The organism is Streptomyces sp. NBC_01476 (genome assembly GCF_036227265.1).
Taxonomy (GTDB): Bacteria; Actinomycetota; Actinomycetes; order Streptomycetales; family Streptomycetaceae; genus Actinacidiphila.
Window position 1 is genome coordinate 5,688,592 of record NZ_CP109446.1, and the last position, 14,619, is coordinate 5,703,210.

13 protein-coding genes are annotated in these 14,619 nt (G+C 72.3%); 9 read left to right on the forward strand and 4 right to left on the reverse strand.

The features are described from left to right. Positions 1–5: 5 nt before the first annotated feature. Positions 6–875: a sigma-70 family RNA polymerase sigma factor gene (locus OG552_RS24970; RefSeq protein WP_329136541.1), complete on the reverse strand. Its 870-nt coding sequence runs from the start codon at positions 873–875 to the stop codon at positions 6–8. A gap of 233 nt (positions 876–1,108) precedes the next feature. Between OG552_RS24970 and OG552_RS24975 the strand changes: the two genes are divergently transcribed. Further along, positions 1,109–1,561: a carboxymuconolactone decarboxylase family protein gene (locus tag OG552_RS24975; protein WP_329136543.1), complete on the forward strand. Its 453-nt coding sequence runs from the start codon at positions 1,109–1,111 to the stop codon at positions 1,559–1,561. A gap of 97 nt (positions 1,562–1,658) precedes the next feature. On the opposite strand, the gene OG552_RS24980 is transcribed toward OG552_RS24975, so the two are convergent. After that, the gene (locus OG552_RS24980; RefSeq protein WP_329136545.1) at positions 1,659–2,123 is read right to left on the reverse strand and encodes a VOC family protein; all 465 of its coding nucleotides are present in this window, start codon (positions 2,121–2,123) and stop codon (positions 1,659–1,661) included. A gap of 210 nt (positions 2,124–2,333) precedes the next feature. Here OG552_RS24980 and OG552_RS24985 point away from each other — a divergent pair, with 210 nt between their 5' ends. From OG552_RS24985 to OG552_RS25020, 8 genes are all read left to right on the forward strand, one after another. Continuing rightward, a complete protein-coding gene (locus OG552_RS24985; protein ID WP_329136547.1) occupies positions 2,334–2,660 on the forward strand; it encodes a 4Fe-4S dicluster domain-containing protein in 327 nt (108 codons plus the stop codon). Beyond that, positions 2,657–4,660, forward strand: a complete 2,004-nt coding sequence (locus tag OG552_RS24990) for a hypothetical protein (RefSeq protein ID WP_329136549.1) — start codon at positions 2,657–2,659, stop codon at positions 4,658–4,660. The genes OG552_RS24985 and OG552_RS24990 overlap by 4 nt, the downstream gene beginning before the upstream one ends. Then, complete coding sequence (locus OG552_RS24995) at positions 4,657–6,051, forward strand: amidase (RefSeq protein WP_329136551.1); 1,395 nt, start codon at positions 4,657–4,659, stop codon at positions 6,049–6,051. The genes OG552_RS24990 and OG552_RS24995 overlap by 4 nt, the downstream gene beginning before the upstream one ends. Before the next feature lie 3 nt (positions 6,052–6,054). Next, positions 6,055–7,563, forward strand: a complete 1,509-nt coding sequence (locus OG552_RS25000; protein WP_329136553.1) for a glutamine synthetase family protein — start codon at positions 6,055–6,057, stop codon at positions 7,561–7,563. A 76-nt stretch (positions 7,564–7,639) separates the two neighbouring features. Further along, on the forward strand, positions 7,640–8,929 hold the full coding sequence (gene purB, locus OG552_RS25005) for an adenylosuccinate lyase (protein ID WP_329136555.1): 1,290 nt from the start codon (positions 7,640–7,642) through the stop codon (positions 8,927–8,929). Then, the gene (locus OG552_RS25010) at positions 8,913–9,392 is read left to right on the forward strand and encodes a GNAT family N-acetyltransferase (RefSeq protein WP_329136557.1); all 480 of its coding nucleotides are present in this window, start codon (positions 8,913–8,915) and stop codon (positions 9,390–9,392) included. The genes purB and OG552_RS25010 overlap by 17 nt, the downstream gene beginning before the upstream one ends. A 63-nt stretch (positions 9,393–9,455) precedes the next feature. Further along, positions 9,456–10,193: a response regulator transcription factor gene (locus OG552_RS25015; RefSeq protein WP_329136559.1), complete on the forward strand. Its 738-nt coding sequence runs from the start codon at positions 9,456–9,458 to the stop codon at positions 10,191–10,193. A gap of 129 nt (positions 10,194–10,322) precedes the next feature. Continuing rightward, positions 10,323–11,849 carry an MDR family MFS transporter gene (locus OG552_RS25020; protein WP_329136561.1) on the forward strand — a complete coding sequence of 509 codons (1,527 nt, stop codon included), beginning with the start codon at positions 10,323–10,325 and terminating at the stop codon, positions 11,847–11,849. A gap of 130 nt (positions 11,850–11,979) precedes the next feature. On the opposite strand, the gene OG552_RS25025 is transcribed toward OG552_RS25020, so the two are convergent. Next, entirely contained in the window at positions 11,980–13,065 is a 1,086-nt protein-coding gene (locus OG552_RS25025) for a methyltransferase (protein ID WP_329136563.1), read from the reverse strand. A gap of 150 nt (positions 13,066–13,215) precedes the next feature. Beyond that, a complete protein-coding gene (gene pcaB, locus OG552_RS25030; protein ID WP_329141096.1) occupies positions 13,216–14,613 on the reverse strand; it encodes a 3-carboxy-cis,cis-muconate cycloisomerase in 1,398 nt (465 codons plus the stop codon). Positions 14,614–14,619 lie beyond the last annotated feature (6 nt).

Here is a 14,619-nt window from a genome sequence, read left to right on the forward strand (position 1 = left end):
CGGCCTCAGTTGCCCAGCACCACGATGTCGAGTTCCCGCAGCCGGTCGGGGTCGCCCACCAGATCGATGGCGGTGATGATGCCGTCACGGATCGTGAAGTCGAAGGCCACGATCACCTTCTTCCTCGCCTGCCACACCGCTCCCACGGAGGTGTCGATGAGCGCGACGCGGGCGGCCTCGGCGCCGCCGGAGAAGATGCCCGCCACGCCGCGGGCGCCATGGGTCATCGGAGCGGCGCCGATGCGGACGGCGGTGTCGTCGGCGTGCATGGTGACGTCGGGGGCGAGCAGGGTCAGCAGACGGTCGAACTCGCCGTTGCGCGCGGCGGTGAGGAAGGCATCCACGATCTCGTGCTGCCGGCGCAGGTCGGGCATCGGAGAGGTGCCGTGGACGCGCCGCCGGGCGCGGCTGGCCAGCTGGCGGGTGGCACCCGGGCTGCGGCCGATGACCTGGGCGATGTCGGCGAACGGCACGGCGAACATGTCGTGCAGCACGAAGGCGAGCCGCTCGTCCGGTTCGAGGGTGTCGAGGACCACCGAGAGCGCCAGGCCGACCGAGTCGGCCAGCATGGCCTCCTGCTCGGGGTCCGCGTTCTCTTCGGTGGGGACGGGCGCCGACGCTTCGGTATGCTCCTCGAAGAACTCCTCGCGGCGGCTGCGGGCACGCAGCAGGTCCAGGCAGACGCGGCCGACGACGGTGGTGAGCCAGCCGTCGAGGTTCTCCACCGACTCTGTATCGCTGCGGTGCAGCCGGATCCACGCCTCCTGCACCGCGTCCTCGGCCTCGTCGGTGGAGCCCAGCATGCGGTGAGCCACGGCGTGCAGCCGTGGGCGCTTCTCCTCGAAGGCCCGTGCGAGCAGGTCGTTCTCGTCCATGGACACCGTGGTTCCCTTCGCTGTTCGCCGATGCTTGGCCGCCTGGTACATCTTCGCCCCACGAGCCCCCACAGCTGTGACGAACGCGACCGTCCGCGTGTGACGGGTCCGCGCTGATCGGCCTTCGCGTCGGCGCCCGGGCCGCCGCTGTCACACTCGCCCGCTGCCGGTCGTCGTAGAAGTGACGCATGCCGACCAGCGTGCGTCCTGGATTCCCGTGGAAAGGGATGCATATGGAAGCGCGCCTCACCAACCCGGCGATGATCCTCAACGCCACGCAGCCCATTCAGGACATGTACAAGGCCATCTACGCCGGCGGCGTCCCGAAGACGACCCTCGACCTGGTTCACCTGCGCGCAAGCCAGATCAACGGTTGCAGCTCGTGCGTGGACTCCGGCTCCCGCGGCGCCCGCAAGGGCGGCGAGAGCGAGGAACGGCTGTTCGCGGTCGCCGCCTGGCGCGAGACGCCGTACTTCACCGATGCCGAGCGCGCCGCGCTGGCGCTGGCCGAGCACGCCACCAGGCTGTCCGACCGCAGCGACCAGGTGCCGGACGAGGTCTGGGACGTGGCCGCCGCCCACTTCGACGAGAAGGGCCTGGCCGCGCTGGTGCTGATGGTCGCGCTGACCAACTTCTTCAACCGCCTGAACGTCACCACCCAGCAGGTGGCCGGCGACTGGGGCTGACAGACCTCCACGGGCCGGGCCCGGCCCACCGGGCGGTGGACCGGGCCCGACCCGTGGAGCCGGTGGACCGGCCCCCGCGGGCCGGCCCGGCCCGCGGTCAGTCCCTGCGCGCGCGGCGGGACGGGGCGAGGTTGATGCGCCAGGAGACCCCGAACCGGTCGGTCACCCACGCGAACCTGGCACTGAACTCGTAGCTGTCCGCCGGCATGATGACCTCGCCCTTCTCGGACAGGGACGCGTAGAACCGGTCGAACTCCTCCGCCGTCCCGCACTGCACGTAGATCGCCGTCGCCGGTGAGAAGGCGTACGCGTCCCACGCCGCCAGCTCGTATCCCTTGGCTCCGGGCGGCGGCATGTTCGTGCACATGAACGTCTGCCCGTCGAGTGTGAAGAGCGCGTGCTGCAGGGTTCCCTCCTCCCACCCCGTTTCCCCGGCGCGTGCCCGGACGACCCGGTGCACCTCCGAGTTCTCGAACAGCGAGGTGTAGAACTCCAGGGCTTCCTCGGCGTCGCTCCTGAACGCCAGGAACATCATCAGCTTGGGCGCCGGTGTGGGAGGCATCGTGGGTGCTCCTGTTCGTGGTCGGGTCACCGCTTGTCGCCAGGGAGGACGGTAGCCGTCCGTCCGGGCTGTTCAACCGGGTCCGCGGGCGGTTGAACATGCCGGTCGAGTCCGCCACCACCGAAGCTCAGCGGGTGGTCCAGAGGGCACCGCAAGCATGTGTGGACATCAGTGACGGACGTGAAGAAGTGACCCGGAGGGTGAGCGCCCGTGAGAGAGAACGCACCGCCGGCGGACCGGTCCGCCCGTGCCGAGCGGATCGCCGCGCGGACCCGCAGCAGCAACTGGCGGAAGCCACCGCGCCGTATCGAGACCACCGAGTGCATCACCTGCGACAGTTGCCTGCGCGGCTGTCCCGAGGAGTTCGGCGCAATCGTCGACCGCGGCCTGGACGTCGTGATCATCCCCGAGCTGTGCTCGGGCTGCCCCGCCTGCGTGCTGGAGTGCCCGGTTGACTGCATCTACGTCGACGAGGACTGGAGCCCGTCCGACGACAGCCTGTGGAACCTCGTCGAGTTCCCCGCGGGGACCCCGTGACCGGGTCGGCGGAGCGTGAGAACCGTCGCGCGGTCAACGCCAGGAAGCGGATCAGCCGCCGCCCCACCAGGCTGGGAACACCCGCGGGAACCACCCAGGGACCGGACCGCCGGCGCGACCCCGGTGCGGGTTTCCCCGGACTGCTCGGCCGCGTCTGGGAGCGGGCGCGGGCGGCCGGGGACCTGCGGGAGGCCGTGGACATCCTGCTCGGCCTGGACGGGCACGTGCCCCCGGACGTCCAACTGCGGGCGCTGAGCACGTCGGACGAGGCCGCGTTCATGGCTCTGTGGGGGGTGACCTGGCGGGCGACGGCCCCCACGGAGGGCGCCGGGACGGTGTCCTCGTCCGAGGATCCGGCCGCCGATCCGGCCCATGACGGCGAGCCCGTCTTCCTCGGTGAGCTGGGGCTGGCCACCACCGGCCGGATCGTCCTGCGTGCCCCCTCGCAGGGGCCGCTCGACCGGACAGAACTGGTCGGCGGGGTGCTGCGGGTGCCGTGGTCGCGGCGGGCCGCCCGCGCCTACCACGACCAGATGGGCCGGGCCGCTGCCCGGACCGCCCGGTCTCTCGCCGACTGCCGCCAATGGCTGGAACAGCAGGGCGGGAAGGGCCGCGACGAGCTGGTCGAGCAGGTGAAAGAGGCAGCCCTGCGCACCGCCCCGTTCGTGCTCTACCAGGAGGACCGGCAGTACACGAACTTCCGCGACCAGAACACCATCACGGGCAAGACCCTGTGGCCGGGACACCCCGACTGCGTGCTCAGTGGCCTCCTGGGGCTGCCGCTGGACCTGTGGTCGGACAGCGACGTGCAGATGCTGATCGCCCTGACCCTGCTCATCCGGTCGGCCGGCTTCGGCCGGGTCGAGGAGGCCAACGGCACCCAGCTCAGCATGGACCATGTCGCCGTCATGCTGGAGCGCGTGCGGCGGGCCTACAACGCCGTCCCCGGCGGCGAGGCGATCGCCCCTGCCGGGTCGCACCGCATGGCGGACGTGAAGGAACTCGCCGAGGCGCTGGGCGCACGCCGCCGGCAGGTGGCCGGAGCGGCCCAGCTCTACCGCGAGATCCACGGCGCCCTGATGCACAAGATCGAACGCGTGGCCGCCGAGACCGACGAGGTACGGGCCCGGGACGCGGAGATCGCGGCGCGGCTGGCCGGGCGCCTGCCGTTGGCAGGTGCCACCCTGGCCGAACTGGGCCCCGGCGCCGCGGCGCGGCCGCAGTGGCTGGCCGAGCCGCACGGGGAGTACGCCACCGGCCTGGAGTCGCTGGTGTACGAGACCGTGGCGGCCTGCGCCGAGGTGTTCCGCGCCGACTTCGCCATGAGCCGCGGGATGCGCTCGCTGCCGGAACTCATCGACCGGATGAGGGCGGAGCGCTGGGCGGAGATCTGCGACTGGGACATCACCCGCTACTTCTGCTGTGTGGTGCCAAGGCCGGAGGCACGCGCCCACTTCGGCGGCTCGGCCGCGACGCTCGCCGACGCGGCCTGGGCGATGTCGTCCCGCATGCAGTACAACTCCTGGCACTTCGTGCCCGGCAATCTGCCCCGGGACCCGGCCGTGACGGCCCGGGACCACTTCGTGCCGCCCACCATCCCCGACATCGCGTTCTTCTCCGACCAGCACCACCACGGCCACGTCACCAACAAGGTCCGGTTCTCCATCCGTTCGCCGCAAGCCGTCGAGGTGGCGGGGCGCGTCTTCAACGGCTTCGTGGACCTGCGGCTGCTGCGCTGCGCGGGCACCCCGTTCGACGAACAGGATCTGCTGGTGGCCCACCGGGTGTCCGCGTTCCTTGCCCGGATGACCGGCCTGGCCGCCCGACTCGCCGCGGATGGGGTGCCGTTGGAGGTCACGGCGTTCGACGCCGAATGGCACTGGCGGAAGATCGCCGGTGACGACGCGGGCGCCACAGCCGGCCCGGACCCGGCGGACACGGCCGATGACGCGGACAGCGGCGACGCGGTCCTGTCCGGTCCCGCGGGTACCGTCCGATGACGGCCCAGGGCTTCGGCGCCCTCAGGGAACGTCTGCGCCAGGGCGAGACCAGCGTCGTCGAGCACGTCCAGTCCATGTTGACCGCCATCCAGGCCGACAGCCGGGGCGCGTTCGTCGCGGTCGCGGGCGACGAGGCGCTGCGGGCGGCCGAGGAGGCCGACCGGCGCATCCGTGAGCGAGGAAGACACGCCTGGCACGGGGCCCCGCTGCTGGGCGTCACGGTCTCGGTGAAGGATCTGCTGCAGACCCGCGACCTGCCGACCGCCCGCGGCTCGCTGCTGGAGAACCGGCGGGAGCGCGCGGACGCCCCGGCCGTCGCCCGGCTGCGGAGGGCCGGCGCCGTGGTCGTCGGCAAGACCGCCACTTCCGAGTACGGCTGGAGCGCCTCCACGGTGAGCCGCGTCGCACCGCCCACCAGCAACCCCTATGACCCCGCGCGCACCGCCGGAGGCTCCAGCGGCGGGGCCGCCGCGGCGGTGGCGACGGGACTCGGCGACGGCGCCCTGGGCACCGACGGGGCCGGCTCGGTGCGGATCCCTGCGGCCTTCTGCGGCGTGGTCGGTTACAAGCCGTCGTACGGACTCATCCCGTACGTCCCCGGTTGCGCGGACCGGCTGGCCCACCAGGGCACGCTGGCCCGCGGCGTGGCCGAGGCCGCCGCCCTGGCCGCCGCTGTCCGCGGCCCCCACCCGGCCGACCCCGACTCCGGGCTCGGTTCGATCGAAGCGGCCCCCGAGACCGGCTCCCGGCGCATCGGCTGGGTCGAGTGGGAAGGCACCAGCGAGGAGGTCCGCCGGGTCACGGAGCGGGCGAAGTCCGCCCTGGCCGCCCTGGGCCACCGCGTCGAGCCGGTGGAGGTGCGGTGCGCGAACCTGTACCCGGCCCTGGTCGACATCCTGGCCGCTTCCGAGGCGGCCGGGACAGCGCCGGAGGACGAGGAGCTGTGCGACCCGGGCCGGCTGGAGGTCGTCCGTTACGGGCGCCTGCTCACCGGTACCGCGGTGATGCGCGCCGAGGAGGTGCGCCAGGAAGCGCGGGCGAGGCTGCGCTCGGTCATGGCCCGGTACGGGCTGCTGGCCATGGCCACCGTTCCCGTCGAGCCGTTCGACGTGCGGGCCATCGGGCCGGACTGGGCGGCCGATCCCCGGGACCTGCTCTGGCTGGCGTGGTCGCCCGCCACCTACCCCTTCAACCTGACCGGTCAGCCTGCGGTCACCCTGCCGGCCGGGCTGACCTCCTCCGGGCTGCCGGTCGGAGTGCAACTTGTCGGCGCCGTCGGGGCCGACGAGCTGGTCCTGACGGCGGCCCACCGCCTGGAAGCGGAACTGGGGCAGCTGCCCCCGCCCCGCGCACCGCACGAGCTGGTCGCCACCACGGAAAGGACCCTGTGAGCCGTGTACACCCGGTCATGGCGCCCCGTCGCCGCCGAGGACAGCGTCGGAAGTCCCTCGTTCGTCTCCGAGCACGGACTGTGGAGCGATGAGCAGTCCGCCGTCGCCGAGCGGATCGAGGCCGGTCTCGGAGAGACCGACCTCGTACGACTCGTCTTCCCTGACCCGCACGGGCTGGCCCGCTCCAAGACGCTCACCGCGGACGCGTTCCGCTCGGTGCTGCGCAACGGCATGAACTTCAGCCCCGGGCCCTTCGTGTTCGACACCGGCCACGCCATCGCGGTCGACTTCCTCGGCGAGCCCGGCATAGGCGTGGAGGAGATCGCCGGCGCGGGCAACTTCATCCTGGTGCCCGATCCGCTCACCTTCCAGGTCCTGCCCGGCACCCAGCCGCGCACCGCCTGGGTGATGGGTGACGAGTACCTGCGCGACGGCACAGCGCACCCGCTGTCCTCGCGGGCCGTGCTGCGCCGGCTCGAAGCCGAGTACGCCGGCCGCGGCTACGCGCCCGTGATCGGGCTGGAGGTCGAGTGGTACCTCACCCGCCTGCTCGACGCCGCCCCGGGCAACGCGGGCAACGGCTTCGGCCTCCAGGGCAACGCGCCCCGGGCGGCGGCCGTCAACGCGGGCTACCAGTTCAATCTGGATGCCCGCTATGACTCCGTCGCCCCGATCACCGACCCGCTGGCGCTGCACCTGCTCGAACTCGGGCTGCCGCTGCGCTCGATGGAGCACGAGTCCGGCCCCGGTCAGGTCGAGTGCACGTTCAGCCCCATGTCCGCGCTCGACGCCGCCGACGCGATGCTGCTGTTCCGCACCGTCACCAAGCGGTGGTGCGCACAGCGCGGCCACCACGCCTCCTTCATGTCGCTGCCGTTCCTGGACTCCTTCGACCCCAGTGGCTGGCACCTGCACCAGTCCGTCCGGGAGACGGCGACCGGGCGCAACCTCTTCTCGGCCGAGGGGCCGGCCGGCGGCCTGTCCGCGGAGACCAAGGCGTACGCCGACGGGCTGCTGGCCTGGAACCGGGAACTGTTCCTGCTGTCGGTGCCCACGGTCAACGGCTACCGGCGGCTCGGCCCCCGCCACACCCTGGCGCCCACCCGGGTCGACTGGAGCACGGAGGACCGCAGCGCCATGCTCCGCATGGTCGGTGGCGGCACCGGCGCGCACATCGAGAACCGCAGCGCGGAACCGTGCGCCAACCCCTACCTCGCCGTCGCCGGGCAGCTCTTCGCGGGCCTGGAGGGACTCGGCGGGGCGGCGGACACCGGCCGGAGCCCACGGGCCGCCGGTCCGGCGCCGGAGTTCGTGCCGCAGTCCCTCGCCGAGTCGCTCGACGCCTTCCGCGCCGGCCGCGCGGACCGACTGCTCGGCGCCCCCCTGAAGGCATGCCTGGTCAAGCTCAAGGAGAGCGAGCTGCGGCGGTTCGAGAACTGGTGCGCCATGACCGGGTCCGACGGCGACCGGAGCACGGACTGGGAGCAGCGCGAGTACTTCGAGGTGTACTGACTGTTCGAGACCCACGGACTGTTCGAGACCCACCGACCGTTCGAGACCCACGGACAACCGGAGACGAGGTCGTTCCATGATCCCCCGTTACACCTTGCCCGAGATGTCGGATCTCTTCTCCGACCAGGCACGCTACGCCACCTGGGCGCGCGTCGAGATCCTCGCGACCGAGGCGCAGGTGAGCCTCGGACGTGTGCCGGAGGACGCGCTCCGGGACATCCGCCGGGCGCGGGTGCCGCTCCCCGACCGGGTCGCCGAGTTCGAGAAGGAGCGCGACCACGAAGTGCTCTCGTTCCTCGCCGCGTACTGCGAGGACATGCCGGACTCCTCGGCACGCTGGGTGCATCTCGGCATGACCAGCTACGACCTGGTGGACACCGCGCTCGGCCACACCCTGGCCCGGGCCACCGACCTGCTGACGGCGGCCGGGCGGCGGCTGCGCCGGGTGCTCGTGGACAGGGCGCTGGAACACTGGGAGACCCTGATGGTCGGGCGCACCCACGGGGTGCACGCCGAGCCCACCACCTTCGGCCACAAGCTCGCCGGCCACGCCTTCGCCGTCGACCGCTCGCTGCGGCGGCTGGCAGCGGCCCGGGATGCCGTCGCGGTCGGCACGATCTCCGGCTCGGTGGGGACCTACGCGCTCATCGACCCGTTCGTCGAGGACCATGTGTGCCAGGCGCTTGGCCTGGGCGTCGAACCCGCCCCCAGCCAGGTCGTCGCCCGCGACCGGCACGCCCAGCTTCTGCAGGCGGTGGCGGCCATGGGGGCCTGTGTCGAGCAGATCGCCCTGGAGCTGCGGCTGTTGCAGCGCACCGAGGTGGCCGAGGTGGAGGAAGGGCGGGCCTCGGCCTACCAGGGGTCCAGCGCCATGCCGCACAAGCGCAACCCGACGACCAGCGAGCGGCTGTGCGGACTGGCGCGGCTGCTGCGTGGCTACGCGACCGCCGCGCTGGAGAACGTCGCTCTCTGGCACGAGCGGGACCTGGCCCACCAGTCCGTCGAGCGCGTCATCCTGCCCGACAGCCTCTCGGTCGGCCACTTCCAAGCGGTGAAGGCAGCGGAACTGGTGGCCGGGCTGCGGGTGCACCCCGACCGGATGCGGGCGGCCATCGACCGTACCGGCGGGCTCGTCCACAGCTCCGCCGTTCTCTTCGACCTGCTGGGCGGGGGAGCCGAGCGGGAGCGGGCATACCGCTCGGCCCAGGCTGCCGCGAACCGCACGGCCACCACGGGGAAGCCGTTCGCGGACACCCTGGCCGAGGAGGGCATCGCGCTGCGGGAGGAACTGCGGCCCGAGCGCTTCCTGGCACACCACGATGTCGTACGCCGGCGATTGGAGAAGCTCGATGAGCGGGAAGACTGAACGCGACTGGAAGACCGAACGGGTCGACGGGCGGGACCTCGGCCTGGACGAGGTGCTGGAGGTCTACCGCTCCTCGGGTCTGGGCGAGCGCCGGCCGGCCGGCGACCGCGAGCGGATGGCCACCATGGTGCGGGAGGCGAACCTCGTCGTCGTGGCCCGGGACGCGGACGGCGCGCTCATCGGTATCGCCCGCAGCCTCTCCGACTTCTCCTACGTCACCTACCTGTCGGACCTCGCCGTCGTGCACGGCCACCAGCGAAGCGGGGTGGGCCTCGCCCTGCTGGAGGCGACCCGGCGGCAGGCCCCGGACGCCAAAATTGTCCTGCTCTCGGCGCCCGCCGCGAGCGGCTACTACCCGCGCATCGGTTTCACCCGGCACGACTCGGCGTGGGTCCTCAACCCCGGGCAGCCGCTGACCGCCTCGCGCACCGCCGCGGAGGAGGACGCGGTCACTCATCCCTAGGTCCGGTGCCGGGAACGGGCCGGCCACCACCGCGGCGAGCAGAGCACACTCCCTGGGGAAGGCATGACTCAGATTCCGTCACAGGCACTGCTGGAACCCCGCGTCCCCGTCCCCCCCGCCGTGCCCGAGGCCGTCGCATCAGCCGGGCAGCGCATCCTGGTGGTGGACGCAGACGCGGACCGCGCCGGATCGCTGACAGCCCAGCTCCGGCGGCACGGGCACGACCCGGTCGGCGTCGGACGCGGCAGCGCCGCCCTTCAGGCGTACGAGGACGTCGAGATGGTACTGCTCGATCTCGACCTGCCCGACCTCGACGGCCTGGAGGTGTGCCGCGCCCTGCGGGCGGTCAGCCAGGTCCCGATCATCATCGTCACCGCCCGCCGCTCCGAACTCGACTGCGTGCTCGGACTGCACGCGGGCGCCGATGACTACGTCACCAAGCCCTACGGGCTGATCGAGCTGATGGCCCGGATGGAGGCGGTGCTGCGGCGCACCCGCCGGCAGCCCGCGGCGGCGAGGGACATCCGCCGCGGACGCCTGCACATCGATGTCGACTCGCGTGAGGTCAGCGTGGACGACGAACGGATAGCGCTCACCCGCAAGGAGTTCGACCTGCTGTACCTGCTGGCGGCCCAGCCGGACGCGGTGATCCCGCGCAAGCAGCTCCTGCAACAGGTGTGGGGCGACTCCTGGTCGCGCCGCACCATCGACACGCACGTCAGCAGCCTGCGCGGCAAACTCGGCGGCAGCGGCTGGGTCGTCACCGTCCGCGGGGTCGGCTTCAAACTCGGCACCGGCTGAACGGCACCGGCTGAACGGCCCCGCGATCCGGTCGTGTTCCGGCGCGGGAACGGACCGGATCGCCGGGCTTGACGGCCGTCGCGCCACATCGCTTGTCGGGCACGGCATTTCGGACAGGAGGCGGTGCCCATGGGCGTGATGACCGGTGAGGCCGAGGAGACATCGCGCGAAGGCCGGCGGCGCGGTGTGCGACTCACGCTGATTCCGCTGCTGCTCGCGATGCTGCCCTCCTCGCTGGGCACCACGATCGTCGCGACGTCGATGCCGACCATCGCCGGTGACCTGGGGGGAGTCGAGCACCTGTCCTGGGCAGTCACCTCCTACACACTCGCCGCCGCGGCTTCCACTCCCGTCTGGGGCCGGCTCGGCGACATGTACGGGCGCAAGCGGTGGCTCATCGTGGCCATGTCGGTCTTCCTGACCGGGTCGGCCCTGAGCGGACTGGCCGAGACGATGGGGCAGTTGATCGCCGCCCGCGCGGTCCAGGGGCTCGGCGGCGGCGGGGTCGCGGTCTGCGTGATGGCGGTGATCGGCGAGCTGATACCACCCCGGGAACGCGGCAAGTACCAGGGCATGATCAGCAGCGTCATGGTGTTCTCCATGATCGTCGGCCCGCTGGTCGGCGGCACCATCACCGATGGTCTCGGCTGGCGCTGGGCGTTCTGGATCAACCTGCCGCTCGGCGCACTCGCCCTGGCCCTGGTCGCCCGTCTGGTGCGGGTGCCGAGCCGGCGCAGAGAGGCCCACATCGACTACGTGGGCGCGCTCCTGCTGGTCGTCTGCATCACCTCCCTCGTCCTGGTGCTCACCTGGGGCGGAGTGCACTATGCCTGGCACTCCGGAGCGATCCTGGTGCTCGCGGCCGTCTCCGTCACGGCGCTGGCCGGTTTTGTCCTCGCCCAGTCCCGGGCCACTGAGCCGGTGCTGCCGCCGTGGCTCTTCCGCAGCCGCAACTTCACACTGATGTCCGTGCTGAGTTTCACCAACGGCTTCGTGATGTTCGGCGCGGTCTTCTATCTGCCGCTGTACCAGCAGGCGGTGAACGGCGCCTCGGCGGCCGGCTCCGGCCTGTTGCTGCTGCCGATGCTCGGCTCGCTTGTCGTTGTCTCCCAGTTCTCCGGGCGGTTCCTCGCGAACACCGGCAACTACCGGGTCCTCCAGATCGGCGGCGCCGCCGCCATGCTGCTGGGCGCCCTGATGCTCGCACGGGTGGACACGGCGACCTCGCGGCTCACCGTCGAGCTGTCCATGGCGCTGCTCGGCGCCGGCATGGGTTCGCTGGGGCAGAACGTGGTGACCGTCGCGCAGAACAGCGTCGACCTCCAGGAGGTGGGGGTCGCCGCGGCGGCGATCACCCTCTTCCGCACACTGGGCAACTCGGTCGGTGTCGCCCTCATGGGCACCCGGTTCAACGACCGGGTGCGTGAGGTGATGGCCGAGCGGACCGGCGGCGCCGTGAGCCTGCGCCAGACCAGGCTGGACGCGAGGGGCCTGGACCGGCTGGCTCCGGGGGTGCGTGCGGTGTACGAGGCGGCGGTCACCGAGGGCATTCGGGACGCTTTCCTGCTGGGTTCGGTGGCCGCGGGGCTCGCCTTCGTGACGTCGCTCCTCGTCCGGCAGGTGGCCCTGCGGGCCACACGAGGGCGGCAATCCTGACAACGGCAAGGGGCCACGCGGACAGTCCGCGTGGCACGCACCGCGCGGCCGGCGGGTACGGCACCCGCGGCGCGGACGCGCACCGGCCCCGCGGCCTTCAGGCTGCTGGGCCGGTGCGCGTCCGGTGCGGTCAGCGCCGGACCGCCTCGACGACAGAGATCGCCGCCGGCGTCTGCACGACGCGCTCCAGCTCGAACCCGGCCTGGGCCAGCAGCCCGGCGTACTGGGCGCGCGTCCGCTCCTTGCCGCCGACCAGCAGCATCAGCCACAGGTCGGTCAGCTTGCCCGCGTGCGGGCTGTTGAGCTTGTCGGGGACGACCATCTCCATCAGGAGCAGCCGGCCGCCCGGATTCATCGCCTCCCGCACGTTCCCGAGGATCTCCAGGACCTGCGGCTCGGGCCAGTCGTGCACGATGTGCTTCAGGATGTACGCGTCCCCGCCGGGCGGCACCGGGTCGAACAGGCCGCCGTCAGCGATCGAGCAGCGCTCGGAGACACCCTGCTCCTGGAGGTAGGCGGCCGCGCCGTTGATCCCCACGCGCGGATCGGAGAGGACGCCGCGCGCCGAGGGAACTTTCCTCAGCACGCCGGCCAGCAGATCCCCCCGGCCGCCGCAGAAGTCGACCACGGTGCCGAACCGCCCGAAGTCATAGGCGGCGAGCAGCGGTTCGGTCTCGGTGGCCGACATCGCGCCCATGCCGCCCATGAAGACGGCACCGTACTCGGGGTTGGCCTCAAGGAACTCGAACGCGCTCATCCCGCGCAGCTTGGGCAGACTCGGCTCCCCGGTGCGCACCGCGTCGGCCAGGCGGCCCCAGTCCTCCCAGTGGATGGGGTGGCCCATCAGCAGCGCGATCCCGTGCATGGACATCGGCGCGCCCTCGATCAGCGCCCGTGCCATCGGGGTCAGCTTGAACCGGCCGTCCTTCAGCTCGGTGAAGACGTCGTAGGACGCCAGCAGCCGCAGCAGCCGGTGGAGCGTGTCGGGGTCGGATCCGGTCCGCCGCGCGATCTGTTCCGGCCGCAGCGGGCCGTCGGTGAGGGTTTCCGCGACCCGCAGCTCGGCGGCCACGTAGAGGGCCTGGCTGACCATGGCTCCCTGGACCAGTTCGAGGAGCGCGAACGGCGGGGGTGCGAGTTTGCGCGTCAGGCCCTGCAGAGCCGAACGCACCCCTTCTATGGCGCGGACGACACGGGCGGGCGGCAGTGGCGGCATGGAATCCTCCGGTTGGGGAGCGATGGAATGCGGGAACGTGCACAGTCCGGCGGAGCGGCGCCGGACCGGGTCCTGACAGAGCGCGGAACTCCGGAACTCGCGGGGCGACCGAGGCCGGTGAGGTCTTCGTGGACCCCGGCCGGCGACACCTCACTCCCGCAGAGCCCGGTCGACCAAGGGCCCGGCGACACCGGTGTACCGCTCCGGATCGAGCAGTTCCGCCAGTTCCTCCCGGCCCAGAACTCCGACCAGTTCGGGCAGACCGGCCAGGACCGCACCGAGAGGACGGCCGGTCAGCCGTGCCTGTTGTGCGGCAGCGGTGAGCAGTTCCTTTGCCGGGACCTTGCCGAGCCGGGGCGCCAGATACGCCGAGACGCGCTCGGAGACGATCTGTCCCGCGGTCGCATCGAGGTTGTCGCGCATCCGCCCCGGGTGCACGGTCAGTCCCGCGGCCAGCTCGGCGGCCGCATGCGCGGCCCCGCCGGTGATCCGGAGGCACTCGCGCAGCGGCTGCCACTCGGCGTGCCACTGCCCGGCGGAGCGCTCGTCCTCAGCTGCCATGCAGTGCGTCAGGACGGAGCTGAGGGCCGGAACCTGCACCGCGGCCGAGCGGATGAGCGTCGCCAGAACCGGGTTGCGCTTGTGCGGCATCGCCGATGACGCGCCCCGCCCGGTCCCGCCGGGCTCGGCGACCTCGCCGATCTCGGTACGCGACATGACCTGGACATCCGCCGCCATCTTGCCCAGGGCCCCCGCGGTGTGGGCGAGGGCTGCGCCGAGGTCGGTGATCGGCGTGCGCAGCGCGTGCCAGGGCAGTACCGGCCGCGCCAGGCCCGTCTCCGCGGCGAAGGCGTCGACCAGGGTGTCGAGCGCGTCGTCGGGGGCGTCGTCCCCGGTGCCCGAGGGCGCGCCGGCGGCGTACTGGAGATAGCCGGCCAGCGTGCCGGCCGCACCGCCCAGGGACACCGGGAGCCCGTGCTCGGCCACCCGCTCCAGGCGGGCGATCGCGTCCAGTACGAGCTGCCGCCAGCCGGCCGCCTTCAGCCCGAAGGTGGTGGGCACGGCGTGAAGGGTGAGCGTCCGGCCGGCCATGGCCGTGTCCCGGTGCGTGGCCGCAAGCCGTGCCAGGGAACCGGCTGTGGCACGCAGGTCGGCCAGCACCGGGCGCAGTGCCCGCGACGCCACCAGCATGGCGCCGGTGTCGAAGATGTCCTGGCTGGTGGACCCGCGGTGCACGTACTCGGCAGCCTCGGGCGCCTCCTTGGCGACTGCCCGGGTCAGCGCGGCCACCAGACCGACCACGGGATTGGCCGTACTGCGGGCAGCCAGGGCCAGTTCACGCACGTCGAAGAGCTCGGCCCGGGCGGCGGCGGTGATCGCCTCGGCCGCCGCGGCCGGCACAGTGCCGCACCGGACCTGCGCCCTGACCAGCGCGGCCTCCGCGTCCAGCAGCGCCTGCAGCCAGGCGGTGTCACCGACCGCGGCCTCCACGGCGGTGCCCACGCGCACCGGGGACAGCAGCCCGGAGTCCGGCTGCGCCGCGGGCACCTCCTC